This is a genomic window from Thalassospira sp. ABL2_045 (genome assembly GCF_056161285.1).
In genome coordinates, this window is record NZ_JBSWYV010000010.1 from 107842 (window position 1) to 124367 (window position 16526).

Sequence of the window (16526 nt, forward strand, 5' to 3'; positions counted from 1 at the left end):
TATTGATGATCTTGCTTTGTTTGGCGTTGTTGTCCGCAATTGGCTTTATGACGATTGGGGCGCGTGGCAATTGGGGGTTCATTCTTGAATTTCGGGGAACCAAGCTTCTGGCGCTTTTGCTTGTTGCCTATGCCGTGTCGGTTTCAACCGTCTTGTTTCAAACAGTAACCAACAACCGAATTCTGACGCCTTCGATTATGGGAATTGATGCGCTTTATGTGCTTTTGCAAACCGTTTTGATTTTTGTCTTTGGGGCGCAGGCGATATCGGCGCTGGATCCGCAAATCAAATTCCTGATCGAGGCAGTCTGTCTGACTGTTTTTGCGTTGATCCTTTATCGCTTTCTGTTCTTTGGTGTTTTTCGGGATGTGCACCTTCTTTTACTGAGCGGTTTGTTCTTCGGGCTTTTGTTCCGCAGTGTTTCAGGGCTGTTGCAGCGGATTATCGACCCGAATGATTTCGTCGTTTTGCAAGATAGCCTGTTTGCAAGCTTCAATAGTGTCGACAAATCTCTTTTGGGGGTGTCGGTTGCTGTGATTATTTTGGTAAGCGCCATCGGGGCCAAGATATTCAGCCGCTTTGACGTCATGCTGTTGGGGCGCGACAGCGCGATTTCACTTGGCGTCAATCACACTCGCACTGCAGTTATTATCCTGGCGCTTGCATCTGTTCTGGTGGCTGTGTCGACCGCCTTGGTTGGGCCGGTAACCTTCTTTGGGTTGCTGGTTGCAAATCTGGCTTACATCGTGCTGCCAGGGGCCAAGCACAAACATACTCTGCCGGGTGCCGTTTTGATCGCCTTTATTTGCTTGTCGTCCGGGCAATTGGTGCTTGAGAAGCTGTTTGATTTCAACACAGCATTGGCAATCTTGATCGAGTTTGCAGGCGGATTGTTCTTTATCGGGCTTATTTTGCGTAGAGGTGTTCGGTGATTAATGTACGCAATGCGACCAAGTCGTATGATGGAACCCTTGTGGTTGATGATGTGACACTTGGTTTAAAGCGGAACGGGCTGACATCAATCATTGGCCCAAATGGTGCGGGAAAATCCACATTGCTGTCCATGATTGCCAGACTGGTAAACATGGATGGTGGCGAAATTACAGTAGATGGTTTGAACATCGCGACCGCCGATAGCCTTGAATTGGCAAAACGCTTGGCCGTGCTGCGTCAGGATAACCATATAACTGCGCGACTTACAGTGCGTGATTTGGTTGCCTTTGGCAGGTATCCCCACAGTAAGGGCCGCACGAATGAGAATGATCTGGAGCATGTCAATCGTGCGCTGACCTATCTTGGTTTGACTGATCTGTCGGGCCGTTTTCTTGACCAGCTATCGGGTGGGCAGCGGCAGCGTGCTTTTGTCGCAATGACGTTGTGTCAGGATACGGACTACATGCTGTTTGACGAACCGTTGAACAATCTTGATATCCATCATGCAGTTTCAATGATGAAACTGTTCCGGCAGGCCGCACGCGATTTTGGCAAGACGGTTGTTGTCGTTATCCACGATATCAATTTTGCATCATGTTATTCAGATCATATTATCGCGATGAAGGATGGCAAGTTGGCTGAGCAGGGATCGCCGGATCAGATCATTGATGCTGGTGTTCTTGCCGACATTTATAATACACCGTTTCAGGTCCAAAATATTAACGGGCAAATGATCGCAACCTATTACGGCGTATAGATCCGGGACCGGTGTAGGTATCCTCTCTAATTCTCAGTTTTTGCATCACTGTGCCCGCACCAAGCGGGCAAAACGATTGCCGATGTGATGCGTCGGGTTGGTTCACCGCATCGGATGACAGATTTGCAAAGGCAGTAATCATCGTATTGTAGTATGATTGCTTGATCTGGCCATCTTCAATCATCAGACTTTTATCGTTGGTGGGTGTTGATAAGGGTTGTCAGGTCGAGCTTTGCTCGTATTCTAAGTGGTGAGCTTTCCATCCCGCAAAGAAATGAAATAGTCGTCCTTACCGATTTGACCGCCCTTGAGGGCTATTTCCAGATGGTTTCCATCCTGGCGAAAAGCATTGCACAAAGGCGAGCCTGGTGTTTGCGGTATCGGATGACGCAGCGTTAAGGCGTAGATGTTCATTTCGCTTAGAGCCAGGCTAGACGTATCACCGCCTGCAATAATGGCGCGTTCCAACTGATGTTCGCGGATCAATCTGTCAAGCAGGGCCCCAAGATGGCGCCCGGCGACGTCCGCAGAAGCGGTTTGAACATTGGTGACAGTTTCAGGGCCGCGGGCTGTATAAATGATCGGGCTTTTGCCATCCCTTAGGTGTTTCGACGCAGAAGTTGCGGCTTGTTCAAGGGCAAGCTCGGTTCCTTGCCCGGAAACCAAGGCATGATAGTCAATCGGGACGCCTGCAAAATTCTCTGACAGGGCCATTTCGATCTGATTTGCCGTTGTCGAAGAGCAACTCCCCGACACAACAGCAATGCGGTCAAGTTTTTTTGGGCGGGAAATTTGCGGTGCTGGTCCAATGAGGCCAGCCTGCTGCCATGCCCGCAGCAAAGCATACTCAACACCTGATGATCCAACAGCAAACGGGCCCAGTGATTTACAAAAAACATGCAAAAACGTGCCAGCGGTCGCCTGACTTTGATCATCGTAAACATCAAGAAGGAGACATTGTTGTTCCGGGTGTGTGTGTTTCTCCCTGTGTTGGCCAAACGCCTCACCAAGCAGGGTCTTCATTTGATCTGCAGTTACGCAGGTTGATGACAACGAGCTCTGTCGGCCCAGATGGACCAGCAGGTCAGATTCCGTCATCGGTGTTGCGGGGTGCTGGCTCATGACCGGGTGCCGGTCAATGCGATAGGTCTGGTCGCGATATGCGGCAAACAGATGCCCAAAGAAGGTGTATCGGCGAAGCTGGGGGGCGCCGACAATCAACGGAACTTGCTTTTGGTCAAAGACGGTTCTGCCGATTTCTATGGCACGTCCGATTGATCCCTGATGGGGGGCACTGTCGAAAGTGGAGCATGTTTTGTAATGGCAGTGTTTTGCGTTCAGACGCTGCAACCAGCGGAAAATATCAGGTAGATTGTCATCCATCCATTCAGGGGGCTGGCTTCGGCTGATCCCTGCCAGACCAACGGCGCTGCAGTTTTTAAACTGTTCAATGTGATGCGCTTCGGGGATGCGGGTAAACAAAACGGTCTCAATACCGTTTGAAGACAGTGCCTCCATAACGTCGGTGGAGCCGGTAAAGTCATCCCCGTAAAAGGAGAAAAACAGATCCTGAGCGAATGAAGTGTTGGACATGATCAATTTTTCCGGAAAGTCGACAGCGCAAGGCGGAGTTCTTCATGGTCTTTGGCAAATTCATCAACCGGGATGCCTTGAACTGCAGCTGCAGCGGCCTGCTGAATGCTTGCGACACCGCCTGAAACACCACCTGGATGACCGATGATTCCTCCGCCTGCGCAATAGATGAAATCCGTGTGACCAAGTGCGGCGATGGTCTGTGCCATTTGCACTGCAGTTTGGCCAGATGAGAAAACCGGCATTGCGTGATACGTTTGATTGGGGGTCACATTTTCACCAAGCGCGCGGGCTGACTCCATGACCGTCTCGTCACTTTCAGTGAATTTGTTGGCGATCCCGTTGACATGCAGATGATCAGCGCCAACCAACCGCCAGAATTTTTGCCAGGCGCGAAACGAAATACCGATGTCGGGTGATCGTGAGAAAATGCCCCAACCGTTGCGATGACAATGCACGGGAAGAGCGGCGTGCGCGCGAATGGCACTTAGCCCTGCCAATCCGATCGAAAAGAGGCTGACCATGATACATGTACCGCCCAGTTCGTGTACCAGATCGGCATTGCGTTTCATCTCGTCGACCTCGCCTGTGATGTTAAAGGCATACATCGGCTTCTTGCCGGTACGGTCGGCATAGTCATTGATGACCCGCATGACCTTTCGGGCGCGTTCGGGGAATGGGCAGTGGGGGCCATTTCCCTGCAATTCATCATCCTTGATAAAATCGATTCCACCTTCGATCAATTGAAGAACAAGTTGCGCGGTTTCATCTGGTGACAGGCCGACACTGGGTTTGATGATTGTGCCGATCATCGGGCGGTTGGAAACACCGGCAAGATCAAGAGTGCCCTTACGCCCGAATGCAGGGCCGGGATAGGCCTGCGAAAATGCATCCGGGAATTCGACGTCAATCAAACGCAATGCCGATACATCTGCCAGTTCGAACAGATTGCCTGCGACTGTCGCAAGCACATTGGTAAGCGATGTGCCCATATTGTCCAAAGGCCAGGACAGCGTGATAACCCCGCGTGAATACTGCGATCCCTGCGTTCTGGTGGGCAGGGATGGTGAGGCTGATTGCGACTGTTCCTCGATGAGTTCAACCCGGGCACCGGATCGTTGGCGCAATGCGTCTGTTTCCCCGGCAAGTTTCAAAAAAGTTCCCGATGATTGTTCGCCAGCAATGACTTTGGCGGCGTGCTCAAGGCTTTTGGGGCTTTCAACCTCGTACTGGGCGCGCAGTCTTTCCATTGGTGTAGTCCTCCTGACGGTCAATCTTCTTTGAATTGAGGTCATAATTATCATCTCATCATACCAGTTGACAATATGATGAATGTCGGTAATTCTCGTTTTAACAAACAAAAACACCAACAGGAGGAAGCATGAAGATCGCGTTGATCGGCGCCGGTGGCAAAATGGGGGTTCGGCTTTCGGCCAATCTCAAGGGCTCGCGCTTTGATGTTGCACATGTCGAAATCACCGAAGCCGGGCAGGCCCGCCTCAAGGATGCGGTGGGTGTCAGCTGTGTTGCGCTAGATGATGCTTTGGCCGGTGCACGTGCCGTTATTCTTGCTGTTCCAGATACAGCGATTAAGGCCGTTTCACATGGCTTGATCGATAAGGTTGCACCTGGAACCATGATCATTGCACTTGATGCGGCTGCACCCTTTGCGGGCCATTTCCCAAAGCGCGATGATGTGACCTATTTCGTTACACATCCTTGTCATCCGCCAATTTTCAATGAAGAAACAGACATGGCCGCCAAGCGCGACTATTTCGGTGGTGTTGCGGCAAGACAGGCTATTGTCAGCGCCTTGATGCAAGGTCCCGAAGAGGACTTTGCGCTTGGCGAAGAGATTGCAAAGGTAATTTTCCAGCCGATTCTCAGGTCTCATCGCGTGTCAGTTGATGAAATGGCCCTGCTTGAGCCCGGGTTGTCCGAAACGGTCTGTGCTACCTTGCTGGTTGTCATGAAAGACGCGCTTGACGAGGTCGTGCGCCGGGGCGTCAATGAGCAGGCGGCACGTGATTTCCTTTTGGGGCATCTTAATATTCTTGGTGCTGTTGTTATGGGCGAAATACAGGGTGAATTCTCTGATGCGTGTAACAAGGCGATCAATAACGGAAAGCCACGCTTGATGCGTGATGACTGGATCGGGGTATTCGAACCGGACGAAATCAAAGAAAGTATCCGTCGGATCACCTGATAAGGCGCGACAACAGAACTTCGAAACAGAAGCATGTCGCATGGTGACTATAAACTTTATGTATCTAGGGAGGTACAAATGGCGTTTACGCGTAGAGCACTTTTTGCGGGCGTGGCAATGGTGATGGGTTTGGCTACTGCCATGCCGATGTCAGCATCCGCAGCAGACTTGATTGCGATTATTACCCCGTCTCACGACAACCCCTTCTTTAAAGCAGAAGCTGAAGGTGCAAAACAGCGGGCCGAGGAACTGGGTTATGATACCCTTGTTCTGGTGCATGATGATGATCCAAACAAGCAAAACCAGCTTTACGATACGGCAATAGCCCGCGGTGCAAAGGCGATCATTCTTGATAACGCCGGTGCAGAAGCAACGGTCGCACCGGTGCGTCGTGCGAAAGAAGCCGGTATCCCGTCTTTCCTTATTGATCGCGAGATCAAGGAATCGGGGATTGCTGTGTCGCAGATTGTCTCGAACAACTATCAGGGTGCTCAGCTTGGTGCGGAGGAATTCGTTCGCCAGATGGGTGAAGAAGGCAAATACGCCGAACTTCTTGGACGTGAAGCCGATACCAATGCCGGTATTCGTTCTTCGGGCTATCACGATATCATTGACCAATATCCAGACATGGAAATGGTGGCCCAGCAGTCTGCCAACTGGAGCCAGACCGAAGCCTATGAAAAGATGGAAACCATCCTTCAGGCCAACCCGGATATCAAAGGTGTGATTTCAGGAAATGACACCATGGCGATGGGCGCTATTGCAGCGCTTCAGGCAGCCGGTCGCAATGATGTGATTGTTGTCGGGTTCGACGGCAGCAATGACGTTCGTGATTCCATTCTTGAAGGTGGTATCAAGGCGACGGTTCTGCAGCCTGCTTACCGTCAGGCACAGATCGCGGTCGAGCAAGCTGACCTGTATCTGAAAACCGGCTCAACCGGCCATGATGAAAAGCAGTTGATGGATTGTGTCCTGATCACTGCTGACAACGCCAAGCAGTTGGAAACCTTCGCACTTAAGTAAGTGAGCAACCACGACAGTATATGTCGTCGGTCGCGATCTTTTGTGCCGGATGGGCGGGGCGCAGCTTGGGCTGCGTTCCCCGCTTACCGCAGAGATTGAGTTGTGCAATCTTCTGAAGGAGGCCAGCTTGAAGCGCGTTGGGCCAATGATAAAATTGCTTCTGCTTTTGCCTTTGGTGTTCTCGGTTGAGGCATGCCAACTGGTAAAGAACGATGCAGAAAATGATAATAAGGCAACTGTTTCAGGTTCGTCTTATGGAGATATGCCTGCCCTGGTAGAGGGGATTTGGGAAGATCGGGTTGTCCCGCACCTTAAGAGTTCGGGTGCTGATTTCGCTGACATTTCGGCAGCGCTTGGGGATGACCTCGATGCTGCCGGTAACTCTTTTGGATATCGTCCATCCAGCGAGGGCAGCCCGTGGAACTTCGCCACCCGGATTGAGGGTGAAATCGTCGCTGCAAAAACAGACACGCGGGCAGCGACCGCAGATGTTGATATCGATGGGGATGGGCGTGCAGACGCCGTCATACAGCTTGGCCCGGTCATCCGTGGTACGACGTTGCGTGATGTTTTGCCATTCTTCGATTTTACGTCCTTTACCGATCAGATTGAGTTTGCGCAATTGTCGCGTGCTCTAAATACCAAGGCCTTTGACACTGTTTTGAAATATCTGTCGCTTGAGGGCCTGGTCGGTAAATCTGTTGCTGCTACCGGCGCATTTACAATGCGAAAACCCGACGACACCGTTCTGATTACCCCGGTTGAAATCGAGGTGGCCGGAAATGAATGATCTTTCATATAACGAAGAACATCAAATCGGACTGACGGTGCGGGGGGCAACGAAAGTTTATCCGGGAACGTTGGCCCTGAATGAAGTCGACTTTGATGTCAGGCTGGGGGCTGTGAATGTCCTTGTCGGTGAAAACGGTGCCGGGAAATCGACCCTTATGAAGGTCATCGCCGGGGTTGAACAATTAACGTCCGGCGAGATTGCGGTGGATGGCAAACGGGTTCAGTTTGCCGATACACGTGCTGCCGCGGCGCATGGCATCGGCATCGTTTTTCAGGAACTTAATCTGTTCCCGAACATGACGGTGGCCGACAACATCTTCATTGCGCGGGAAAAAACACGCGGAGGTGTCGACATAGACAGCCGCAACCAGCAGGCAGAAGCCGCAAGCTTGATGAAACGGCTGGAACACGACATTTCCCCCGATGCACTTGTGGGCGAATTAAGTATCGGCGAACAGCAGATTGTCGAAATTGCCAAGGCCCTCGCACAGGATGCACGCATTCTGATTATGGATGAGCCAACATCGGCGCTCAGTGCTGCTGAAGTGGAAATTCTTTTCCGTGTGATCAAGGATCTTAAAAAGTCTGGTGTGGGAATCATTTACATTTCCCATCGGCTCGAAGAGCTTATCCGGATTGGGGATTACATCACGGTGTTGCGTGACGGCTGCATTACCGGGTCGCGTTCGATGGCGGGGGTGGAGGTCAGCTGGATTGTGCGCAACATGATCGGTGCTGCGTCCAAGGATTTCTCAAAATCACTGACCCATCAACTTGGTGCAGAAGTATTCCGGGCCGAAGACATATGCCTGCCAAGCAAGAATGGCGGGTTTGTTGTTGATCGCGTTTCTGTTTCCCTGAAGGCTGGCGAGATTGTTGGCATTTATGGATTGATGGGGGCAGGGCGGTCTGAATTTTTCGAATGCATCATGGCCCAGCATCCGATGTGCACCGGAAAGTTCTATGTTGATGGAAAGCCCCTTGATGAAACCAGCGTGGCGGGGCGAATAGAGCGCGGAATTGCCTTGATCCCGGAGGACCGAAAAGGTGCGGGACTGGTTCAAATCTTGCCGATCCGTGAAAACATGTCGCTGTCCAGCCTGATGAAATTTACCAAACGCGGGTACCTGAGCATCAAGAAAGAGCGTAAGGCCGTCGCAGATATGGTGCGCGACCTGTTTATCAAGGTTGCAAGTGTCGAAAATCCGGTCAGCTCATTGTCAGGTGGCAACCAGCAAAAGGTCGTCATCGGCAAAGCCCTGATGACCAACCCCAAATTGCTGCTGATGGATGAACCAAGTCGCGGCATTGATATCGGGGCAAAGGGCGAAGTCTTTCAAGAAATGCGCAAGCTTGCCGCGGATGGTCTGGGGATATTGTTTGTGACCTCTGACCTTGAAGAGGTGATGTCTCTTTCTGACAGAATTCTGGTGATGTCAAAGGGGCGGGTGATCAAGGAATTTACCCAGCAAGAAGCGACCGAAGAACAGATCATTGCCGCATCTGCAGTCGGTCACACAACAACAAGCCAGAAAACGGCTGAGAACAGGGAGTTGCAGATATGACATCTATCGCATCGGCCGGAACGGCGTCAGGAAACAGCAATCAGACTTGGCTTTTGCTTCTGTTGAAGCTGCGCACATTTATTGCGCTTATTCTTGTTTTTGCGTTTTTTGCGTTTGCAGCCCCGAATTTCCTAAGCGCGGCAAATTTTGTCATCATGTCAAAACATGTGGCCTTGAACGCGTTCCTTGCGATTGGGATGACCTTTGTCATCATTACCGGGGGCATTGACCTTTCGGTTGGTTCAATTGTTGGGCTCTGCGGCATGGTTGCGGGGTGGCTGATCCTGAACGGTGTTGATCTCGGAATCGGGTACACGCTCTATTTCAATATCTTTGAAATATTTGCGATCACGCTTTTTGTTGGTGTGCTTTTCGGGGCGATAAACGGTGCCTTGATCACCAAGCTTAATGTTGCGCCATTCATCGCGACCCTTGGAACGCTATATGTCGCAAGGGGGCTCGCCTTGTTGTCCTCTGATGGGGCGACATTCCCGAATTTAGTCGGTAACCCGGAATATGGGTCTAACGGGCTAAGTGTGCTGGGGTCGGGTGCGTTTATGGGGATACCGGTATCAATCTGGATTTTGATCGCGGTTGGATGCGGTGCTGCCTATATCGCAGGTCGGACTCCGCTTGGTCGTCACATCTATGCGGTTGGGGGAAATGAACACGCGGCCGCATTGTCGGGCGTGAAGGTCAACCGTGTCAAAATGTTCGTCTATATGTTTTCCGGGTTCTGTGCGGCAATTGTCGGGTTGGTGATTTCATCCCAGCTTGTCGCATCCCATCCGGCAACCGGCGAGACATTCGAATTAAACGCAATTGCTGCGGCGGTTCTTGGTGGGACATCGATGTCCGGGGGACGGGGGCGTATTGCCGGAACCATCATCGGTGCCTTTGTGATCGGTATTCTTTCTGACGGTTTGGTCATGATGGGGGTTAGTTCGTTCTGGCAAACCGTGATCAAGGGGCTGGTAATTATTGCCGCCGTGGTCGTCGATCAGGCACAGCAGCGTCTGCAGGCGAAAGTCGCCTTGCAGCAGCAGGCAGCACTCAGCAAACAGGAAGGATAAATCTGTATGTTAAAAGGTGCTTTAATTGGATGCGGGTTCTTTGCACAAAATCATCTGTGCGCCTGGCGTGACATTGATGATGTTAACATTACCGTACTGTGTGACCGCGATGAACAACGCCTGAGCGAAACCGCGAAACGGTTTGGTATCGAAAACACTTATACCGACGCACAAGAGATGTTTGCCAACGAAGAGTTGGATTTTGTCGATATCGCGACGACAGTAGAAACACATTTGCCATTGGTTGAGATGGCGGCACAAGCTGGCGTTCATATCATTTGCCAGAAGCCTTTTGCCTCGTCGATGGATGATGCGGCCAAAATGGTTTCAATGGCCGATAAGTCCGGTGTCACCTTGATGGTGCATGAAAACTTCCGCTGGCAGTCAGCAATTCGTGCCGTCAAAACGCATATCGACGAGGGGGGCATCGGAGACGTTTTTTGGGGACGTGTCAGTTTCCGGTCTGCCTATGATGTTTATTCCGGGCAGCCATATCTTGCGACGGATGAAAAATTCATCATTCAGGATCTTGGGATCCATATTCTGGATATTGCCCGGTTCCTGTTCGGGGATGTTGGTTCAATCTCTGCCAGGACAAAACGCGTTAATCCCAATATTCGCGCCGAAGATGTTGCAACCATGATGCTGGATCATGACAACGGCATCACGAGTATTGTTGATTGCAGCTATGCCACAAGCCTGCCGGTCGAAAATTTTCCTGAAACCCTGATTGAGGTTGATGGCAGCAAAGGGAGTTTGCGCCTGAATTCTGGGTATCAGCTGATGTGTCACAACCATGATGGCACACGGCACATCGACGTCGCGCCGCCACTTTTGCACTGGGCAGAAAAGCCATGGCACAACATTCAGGAAAGCGTTTTCAATATCGAGCAACACTTTGTTGATTGTCTGCGCGATAACCGGCAGCCAGAAACCTCAGGGCATGACAATCTGAAAACACTGGCGCTTGTTTATGGTGCCTATCAGTCGGCGGATAATGGCCTGCAGGTGGTCAAGGTCGGAAATGGATGATCATCTTTTACCAGGTTACCCAAAGGTTATGAATTGATGAGCAACGTCAGCAAAGCAAGTCCTGTCAGGACCCTCAAAGCAGGGCCGCTGCAAGTGCGCTTTGAACATGGCTACCTGAGATATGTCCGCTATCACGGGATAGAAATATTGCGGGCCATTTCCTATGTCGTGCGAGATCGGGACTGGGGAACACTTTCGCTGGTGTTGTCAGATATCGTCATTGACGAAAACTCTGACAGTTTTCGCATTTCCTATGGTGCAACATGCTGCAACAGCGGTGTTGAACTTGTGTTGAAAGCTGAAATCAGCGGCTCTGCAGATGGGATGCTTCGTTTTTGTGTTGATGCCACGCCCGATGGAGGTTTTGAAACCAATCGATGCGGCTTTAATGTGCTTCATCCGATTGAGGGCGTTGCCGGGCAGCCTGTGAGGGTTGAGCATTGCAATGGTGATCTCGAAGATACCATTTTTCCCGATCTGATTGAGCCGTGGCAACCCTTCAAATCCATCCGCGCGTTGACGCACTATCCCGATGCGGGACTGACGGCGATCTGTCGTTTCCTGGGGGACGAATTTGAAATGGAGGATCAGCGGAACTGGTCTGATGCCTCTTTTAAAAGCTATGTGCGCCCGATTGAACTTCCTTGGCCGTATCTTTTGGACGGTGCGAAAACAAACACGCAATCGATAGAGCTTTCAATCGAAGGCAGCTCGGCCCGATCGGCAGCAGGACTGCCCCCAAGGAAAGGCAAGGCAGAGGATACGGCGATCCATGTGATCCCAGAAATTGGTTCAGGGAACGTTTTCCCGAAAACAGGCTTGGTGGTAACGCCCGAAGAGGCAAATCAACCTCTTGGGTGTCTGGATGTTTTGAGAAAGGTCAGCCCGCAGGTTCTGCTGTGTCATTACGATCGGACTGTTGGGCATGTCGGGCAGGATTTATCGTCATTTGCGGCTCTTCAAAAGCAATTTGATGCGCAATATGAACTTGAATATGTGGTCGTCTGTGATGGCAATCTTGATCAGGAATTCAGGGCGCTAAAATACGATCTGGCGCATGCTGGTTTCAAGCCGGACAGTTTGCTGGTGTGCCCATCGGTCGATCGGCAATCAACGCCGCCAGGAAGTGAATGGCCGGACTGCCCGCCCCTTGCTGATATCTATAACGCGGCCCGAAAGGCCTTCCCCGATATTTCGTTGGGCGGGGGAATGTTTAGCTACTTTACGGAACTTAACCGAAAGCGGCCGCCAGTAGAGATGCTTGATTTCGTCACCCATGCGACCAATCCCATTGTCCATGCGGCAGATGACGAGAGTGTCATGGAAACGCTGGAAACCTTACCGCATATTTTCCGGTCCGCTCGCGCCATTCTTGGTTCGGGTAAAGAGTATCGTTTGGGGCCGACCACCATTGCCATGCGCCAGAACCCTTATGGTTCACGCACATTTCCCAATCCGAATGGAGATCAGGTTTGCATGACCCATGACGATCCCCGTCACCGGGAACAGTTTGGGGCGGCTTGGGCAATTGGCTATGGAATGCAGGTTTCTGCAAACGATATTAGCCGTTGGGTGCCAGCCGGGTTGATTGGTGCGCGCGGTATTGTTGATGCTGAAAATTCAAATCTCTTGCCAATCGGCGAGGTCATAAAGGCGTTTTCAAAAATGGCAGGGAAACCGGTTTTGCCTTGCCGTGTCGATGATCCAAAACAGGTTGCGGCTGTTGCCGAAAAGGATGGGGCCCTTGTCAGGGTTCTGATGGCCAATCTCACCAAGCAATCAGTCAATGTGGAGATCGGCGGTTTGGCAGGGTGCCAAGCGCTTGACGCTTATGGAATGCTGCAACTCGAATTACCTTGCTCCGAGGTTCTCAATTGACTGGAGATACGCTAGAAGTTTGCACAACAAGATTAACTTCAGAATGGCACGGAACCACATTCGTATGAATAGTTGGGCAGATACAGGCGACGATAAGAAAATCGTCCGACGCAAACTTTCAGATCAGGTGCTTGAACGCCTGCGCGAGATGATTGTGCGCGGCGAATTGGGGTCAGGTGATCTGATGCCGTCAGAGCGCACCTTAATGGAGCGTTTCGGTGTCGGCCGACCGGCAGTTCGCGAGGCCATGCAATCCATGCATACTTTGGGTCTGATCAGTATTTCCCACGGTGAACGTGCCCGTGTGAGCGAGCTTTCCGCAGACCTGATGTTCCGGCAGATGGATATGGTTGCGCGCATGTTGTTGTCAGCATCGCCTGACAATCTTGAACATCTCAAGGAGGCGCGTCGACTGTTTGAAGTGGGGATGGTCCGGATTGCGGCGCTGAATGCGACGGTGGATGACGTTGAAGACCTAAAAGGTTTGATTGAAACACAGCGCGAAAAACTTGGAGATGCGGCGGCCTTTATCAAGAGTGATATGGCCTTTCACATCAAGGTATCGAGCATTTCGGGCAATCCGATTTTTCAAGCCGTCAGTGAAGCAATGCTGAACTGGGTTTTCAATTACCACACCGACTTGCTGATCTGGTCAGGTCAGGAAGATGTTACCCTTCGAGAGCACAGCGAGATCGTGAAGTGTATTGAAAAGCATGACTCCGAACAGGCCGCCCGGGAAATGCAATCACACTTGAATCGCTCCAATGACCTTTATCGTCATCGGGAAGGCTGAACCCGACATCATAAGTTCGCAACGAATGTGAGTGTCTCAGTGTCCGCAGATGTGGCAATGGCGCGATTAATTCTCAAAGTAATTAGATCGGTTAAAGCAAGGCATTTCTTTTCGTCAGAACCTCATGTCGAAGCCGATGGTCAGCATTTGAATGTTGGATAACGATCCGTCATCTCCCGAGTACATGGTGAAGTGGTCCGAAACAATAATCAAGTGCCTTAGCTCTGCAATTCGACTCAAATAATCTACTAAAGAATTTAGATTTGAAGAAATGTCAGCTTTTCTGCCAATTATGCAGATTTTTGACATCTTTTGTTACACGTTACACATCTCCGCACCAAGTATTAGGGAATACTTCATTCCAAACAGGGGAGATCAACACAATTGCGAATTAACAGTGCGCTTGATCTAGGTGCGCTAAGAAAACCAAGCAGACACTGGGCGCGATATCGAAGTCAGTTTCGATGACGGTTCGGCGGTGAAGACAACCATAGCCATCGGGGCTCAGCAGCTGCGTGGGGTGACGTTTCGTTCAGCTGGGCAGATGGGGCCACCGTCTGGAGAGCTGGCTGTTACGTCAGCCTTAAGGGTTTGTCTCTGCCTCCTTCACGACCTCTACTGCGTCCTGAATATTGTGCTCTAGCATAATTGGTTTAACGATGTAGTTGACAAGCGCCTCATCGGCTCGCTGCTGCAGATCGCGCGACGACACAAATCCGGCTGCAGCTAATCGCGCGATGTCTTGCTTATCACTCGGTGATAAGCGCGCAACCTTGCTTAGCGCCAGATCTACCGGCGCGAGGGTAAATACCTTGAAGTAACCGTTGTATGCGGTTACCGGATGAGCGTCATGCTGATAGTCACGATGCATTAGAGCGAAGCTTGAATTGTAATTTGTGTCAAAATATAGCACCTGGCATTGACCATCTTCGCCCTCGAACTCAATCATGAGGTCTTGTGGAACCGGAAAAGACCTGCTGAATTCTGCATCGATGTCTGAAGTTGATCGATAACAGGTGTAGAGGTGCGCCGCCATTCCGCCCGCCAAATAGACATCTACCTCGGTTGTGAGGCCAAGACGTCCCTCGAGTTCCTGCATCAGCTTGAACATCGCTATTGCCAACGGCGTTTCAACATGAAGTTTTCGAGGTGCAATCACTTACCGGGTTCCCTGAGTGAATTTTACAGACAGGAAATCTCGGAACCGTGGCAGGCTTGGTACCCAGTTTCGACGTAAAGCCTCTGCGGTCTCCACCAATTCATCCGTATTGATGTCAAAATAATTCTGCGATGCCACTAGTAGACGATCGGCTTCGTTGGGAAACTTTGATCTGAGGATCAAGCCGGCCACACGGAAGGCATTGGCTTCCATCGCCGACGAAGGGGACGCGCACGAAGCGGTACCGCGTCCAACCTTGGCGCATCGCTCCAATAAGTGTTCTTCGCGATCTCGTTCGTCCATTTATATCTGACCGTGGGTATTTTGTTATCTTCAACACATAGCTCACAAGGGTGTAATCGCCCAGTTATGCTTTCTCTCTATCCCTAGTGCACCCAATCGGGCTTTCGATACATCCCATACTTCTAAATAGTAGCATCTTTAGCGAGAGTTCGGGCTTTGGTAATGGTGTTGTGTTCAGTTGACTAAAGCCAGTGTATCCGTCTCACATAGCCACAAAAGATGGCATTCAATATACAACGGCAACATCAATGACTTAACGTCTCTGGCAGACTTGATGTTACTTAGTGAGAATAGTTGATCCGGGAGTTGGGAAAGGCTGCGGAGAGCATTTGTATACCAAATGTATATCTAACCGACATTAGATGGCGACGCACACTATATCCAACCGATACCAATTGTATATTCGATATAGATTGGGTCGCCATTGGGTATACAACTGATATACAAGTTTGTGGGCATACTAACACCCTGATCAGGTTTGTCGCACTAACATAGGGAGAAGGGTGTTTTGGGGCACTGTTTTCAGGCACAAAAGTGCGACAAAGGTTTTTTCAGGAAGTTGTCAGGAAACAGTGCATCTTTAGAAATAATTACAGTACAGGTGCAGTAAGCAGAGTGCTGCAAAATGCTGTTGCGACGTTGGCCTATTCGAGCGCAAACTGCTCTCACTTAGAATAGAGAGCTTTGGCCAGATCGGTCGGCTTGGATGTGGCCTTTATGTCTGCAAAAGTTAATCCAAGTTTGGCGCACTTATTGTCGCTGGAGAGCACACGTGGAGTTCGACCCGCTTGATAAAGTTGAAGCTCGTTTGGAGCAGCCCGTGTTCACCGAAGCAGAAGCCGCAGCACTTGCAAGGGCAACGGTAAAGCTGTTCTCTCACTGGCGTATCTCGGATGCCGAGGCGCGTATCCTTCTTGGCGGGATATCGGAAAAAAGTTGGGACCTTCTGAAGGGCGGTGACACGAGCGCAATTGAGCAGGAAGCTCTGACGCGTATGGCTGTTTTAATGGGTATTCATGCAGGGTTGCGTCATTTGTTCGTCGATACCAGTCGCGGGTATGATTGGGTCAAGAAACCCAATGCCAACTTTGATGGTCTCAGTGCCCTGGATGTTATGAAACGTGGGGACTTGGCTGACCTGCTTGTCGTCCGAGAGTACCTGAATGCTGAGTGCGGCGGTTGAGCATGTCTTGGCTCTGCTTTTACGCCGCAGCATGACAAACTTCACAGATATGGCCTCCTTTAACCTCCATTTTGTTGGTTCGAGCATCTCCGAGATGCAGAAACCAACAAAATGGAAGAATATTTGAGATTGTGAATGTATCAGGTTTGGGGCTTTCTTTGACATTATCGAATCTTGAAACGGATCATAACTGATAGTTTACGTTGGTAGCGAACGATTGAAGAAGCGCCGAAGTG

General features: G+C 50.8%; 14 protein-coding genes. 11 read left to right on the plus strand and 3 right to left on the minus strand.

Translation table 11 applies throughout. The features are described from left to right. Positions 1-5 precede the first annotated feature (5 nt). Positions 6-932: an iron chelate uptake ABC transporter family permease subunit gene (locus ACXAIA_RS14885; RefSeq protein WP_475350015.1), complete on the plus strand. Its 927-nt coding sequence runs from the start codon at positions 6-8 to the stop codon at positions 930-932. Next, positions 929-1690 carry an iron ABC transporter ATP-binding protein gene (locus tag ACXAIA_RS14890; RefSeq protein ID WP_475350016.1) on the plus strand — a complete coding sequence of 254 codons (762 nt, stop codon included), beginning with the start codon at positions 929-931 and terminating at the stop codon, positions 1688-1690. Before ACXAIA_RS14885 ends, ACXAIA_RS14890 begins: the two co-directional genes overlap by 4 nt. A 243-nt stretch (positions 1691-1933) precedes the next feature. On the opposite strand, the gene ACXAIA_RS14895 is transcribed toward ACXAIA_RS14890, so the two are convergent. Together ACXAIA_RS14895 and ACXAIA_RS14900 are read right to left on the minus strand one after the other, a co-directional pair. Beyond that, positions 1934-3283, minus strand: coding sequence for a four-carbon acid sugar kinase family protein (locus ACXAIA_RS14895; protein WP_475350017.1), 1350 nt, complete (start codon positions 3281-3283; stop codon positions 1934-1936). A gap of 2 nt (positions 3284-3285) precedes the next feature. Beyond that, complete coding sequence (locus tag ACXAIA_RS14900) at positions 3286-4533, minus strand: ribulose-bisphosphate carboxylase large subunit family protein (protein ID WP_475350018.1); 1248 nt, start codon at positions 4531-4533, stop codon at positions 3286-3288. 131 nt (positions 4534-4664) lie between these two features. On the opposite strand from ACXAIA_RS14900, the gene ACXAIA_RS14905 reads away from it, so the two are divergent. From ACXAIA_RS14905 to ACXAIA_RS14940, 8 genes are all read left to right on the plus strand, one after another. Next, on the plus strand, positions 4665-5489 hold the full coding sequence (locus ACXAIA_RS14905) for a phosphogluconate dehydrogenase C-terminal domain-containing protein (RefSeq protein ID WP_475350019.1): 825 nt from the start codon (positions 4665-4667) through the stop codon (positions 5487-5489). A gap of 78 nt (positions 5490-5567) precedes the next feature. After that, positions 5568-6512: a substrate-binding domain-containing protein gene (locus ACXAIA_RS14910; protein ID WP_475350020.1), complete on the plus strand. Its 945-nt coding sequence runs from the start codon at positions 5568-5570 to the stop codon at positions 6510-6512. Positions 6513-6657: 145 nt separating this feature from the next. After that, positions 6658-7302: a DUF2291 family protein gene (locus ACXAIA_RS14915; RefSeq protein WP_475350021.1), complete on the plus strand. Its 645-nt coding sequence runs from the start codon at positions 6658-6660 to the stop codon at positions 7300-7302. Then, the gene (locus tag ACXAIA_RS14920; protein ID WP_475347150.1) at positions 7295-8869 is read left to right on the plus strand and encodes a sugar ABC transporter ATP-binding protein; all 1575 of its coding nucleotides are present in this window, start codon (positions 7295-7297) and stop codon (positions 8867-8869) included. The genes ACXAIA_RS14915 and ACXAIA_RS14920 overlap by 8 nt, the downstream gene beginning before the upstream one ends. After that, positions 8866-9942, plus strand: a complete 1077-nt coding sequence (locus ACXAIA_RS14925; protein WP_288349546.1) for an ABC transporter permease — start codon at positions 8866-8868, stop codon at positions 9940-9942. Before ACXAIA_RS14920 ends, ACXAIA_RS14925 begins: the two co-directional genes overlap by 4 nt. Before the next feature lie 6 nt (positions 9943-9948). Next, positions 9949-10974: a Gfo/Idh/MocA family protein gene (locus ACXAIA_RS14930; protein ID WP_475350022.1), complete on the plus strand. Its 1026-nt coding sequence runs from the start codon at positions 9949-9951 to the stop codon at positions 10972-10974. 36 nt (positions 10975-11010) lie between these two features. Then, on the plus strand, positions 11011-12852 hold the full coding sequence (gene apnL / locus ACXAIA_RS14935; RefSeq protein WP_475350023.1) for a D-apionate lactonase: 1842 nt from the start codon (positions 11011-11013) through the stop codon (positions 12850-12852). Between the two features lie 43 nt (positions 12853-12895). Then, the gene (locus ACXAIA_RS14940; protein ID WP_475350024.1) at positions 12896-13645 is read left to right on the plus strand and encodes a transcriptional regulator NanR; all 750 of its coding nucleotides are present in this window, start codon (positions 12896-12898) and stop codon (positions 13643-13645) included. 583 nt (positions 13646-14228) lie between these two features. Here ACXAIA_RS14940 and ACXAIA_RS14945 read toward each other — a convergent pair. Further along, complete coding sequence (locus tag ACXAIA_RS14945) at positions 14229-14804, minus strand: DUF6036 family nucleotidyltransferase (RefSeq protein ID WP_475350025.1); 576 nt, start codon at positions 14802-14804, stop codon at positions 14229-14231. A 1075-nt stretch (positions 14805-15879) separates the two neighbouring features. Between ACXAIA_RS14945 and ACXAIA_RS14950 the strand changes: the two genes are divergently transcribed. Next, the gene (locus ACXAIA_RS14950; protein WP_475350026.1) at positions 15880-16290 is read left to right on the plus strand and encodes an MbcA/ParS/Xre antitoxin family protein; all 411 of its coding nucleotides are present in this window, start codon (positions 15880-15882) and stop codon (positions 16288-16290) included. Positions 16291-16526: the final 236 nt, after the last annotated feature.

Excerpts from the sequence above, each read along its gene's own strand:
- ACXAIA_RS14885 (WP_475350015.1), top strand. The coding sequence starts at position 6 with ATGATCTTGCTTTGTTTGGCGTTGTTGTCCGCAATTGGCTTTATGACG.
- ACXAIA_RS14895 (WP_475350017.1), bottom strand. The coding sequence starts at position 3,283 with ATGTCCAACACTTCATTCGCTCAGGATCTGTTTTTCTCCTTTTACGGG.
- ACXAIA_RS14900 (WP_475350018.1), bottom strand. The coding sequence starts at position 4,533 with ATGGAAAGACTGCGCGCCCAGTACGAGGTTGAAAGCCCCAAAAGCCTT.
- ACXAIA_RS14905 (WP_475350019.1), top strand. The coding sequence starts at position 4,665 with ATGAAGATCGCGTTGATCGGCGCCGGTGGCAAAATGGGGGTTCGGCTT.
- ACXAIA_RS14910 (WP_475350020.1), top strand. The coding sequence starts at position 5,568 with ATGGCGTTTACGCGTAGAGCACTTTTTGCGGGCGTGGCAATGGTGATG.
- ACXAIA_RS14915 (WP_475350021.1), top strand. The coding sequence starts at position 6,658 with ATGATAAAATTGCTTCTGCTTTTGCCTTTGGTGTTCTCGGTTGAGGCA.
- ACXAIA_RS14920 (WP_475347150.1), top strand. The coding sequence starts at position 7,295 with ATGAATGATCTTTCATATAACGAAGAACATCAAATCGGACTGACGGTG.
- ACXAIA_RS14925 (WP_288349546.1), top strand. The coding sequence starts at position 8,866 with ATGACATCTATCGCATCGGCCGGAACGGCGTCAGGAAACAGCAATCAG.
- ACXAIA_RS14930 (WP_475350022.1), top strand. The coding sequence starts at position 9,949 with ATGTTAAAAGGTGCTTTAATTGGATGCGGGTTCTTTGCACAAAATCAT.
- apnL (WP_475350023.1), top strand. The coding sequence starts at position 11,011 with ATGAGCAACGTCAGCAAAGCAAGTCCTGTCAGGACCCTCAAAGCAGGG.
- ACXAIA_RS14940 (WP_475350024.1), top strand. The coding sequence starts at position 12,896 with ATGGCACGGAACCACATTCGTATGAATAGTTGGGCAGATACAGGCGAC.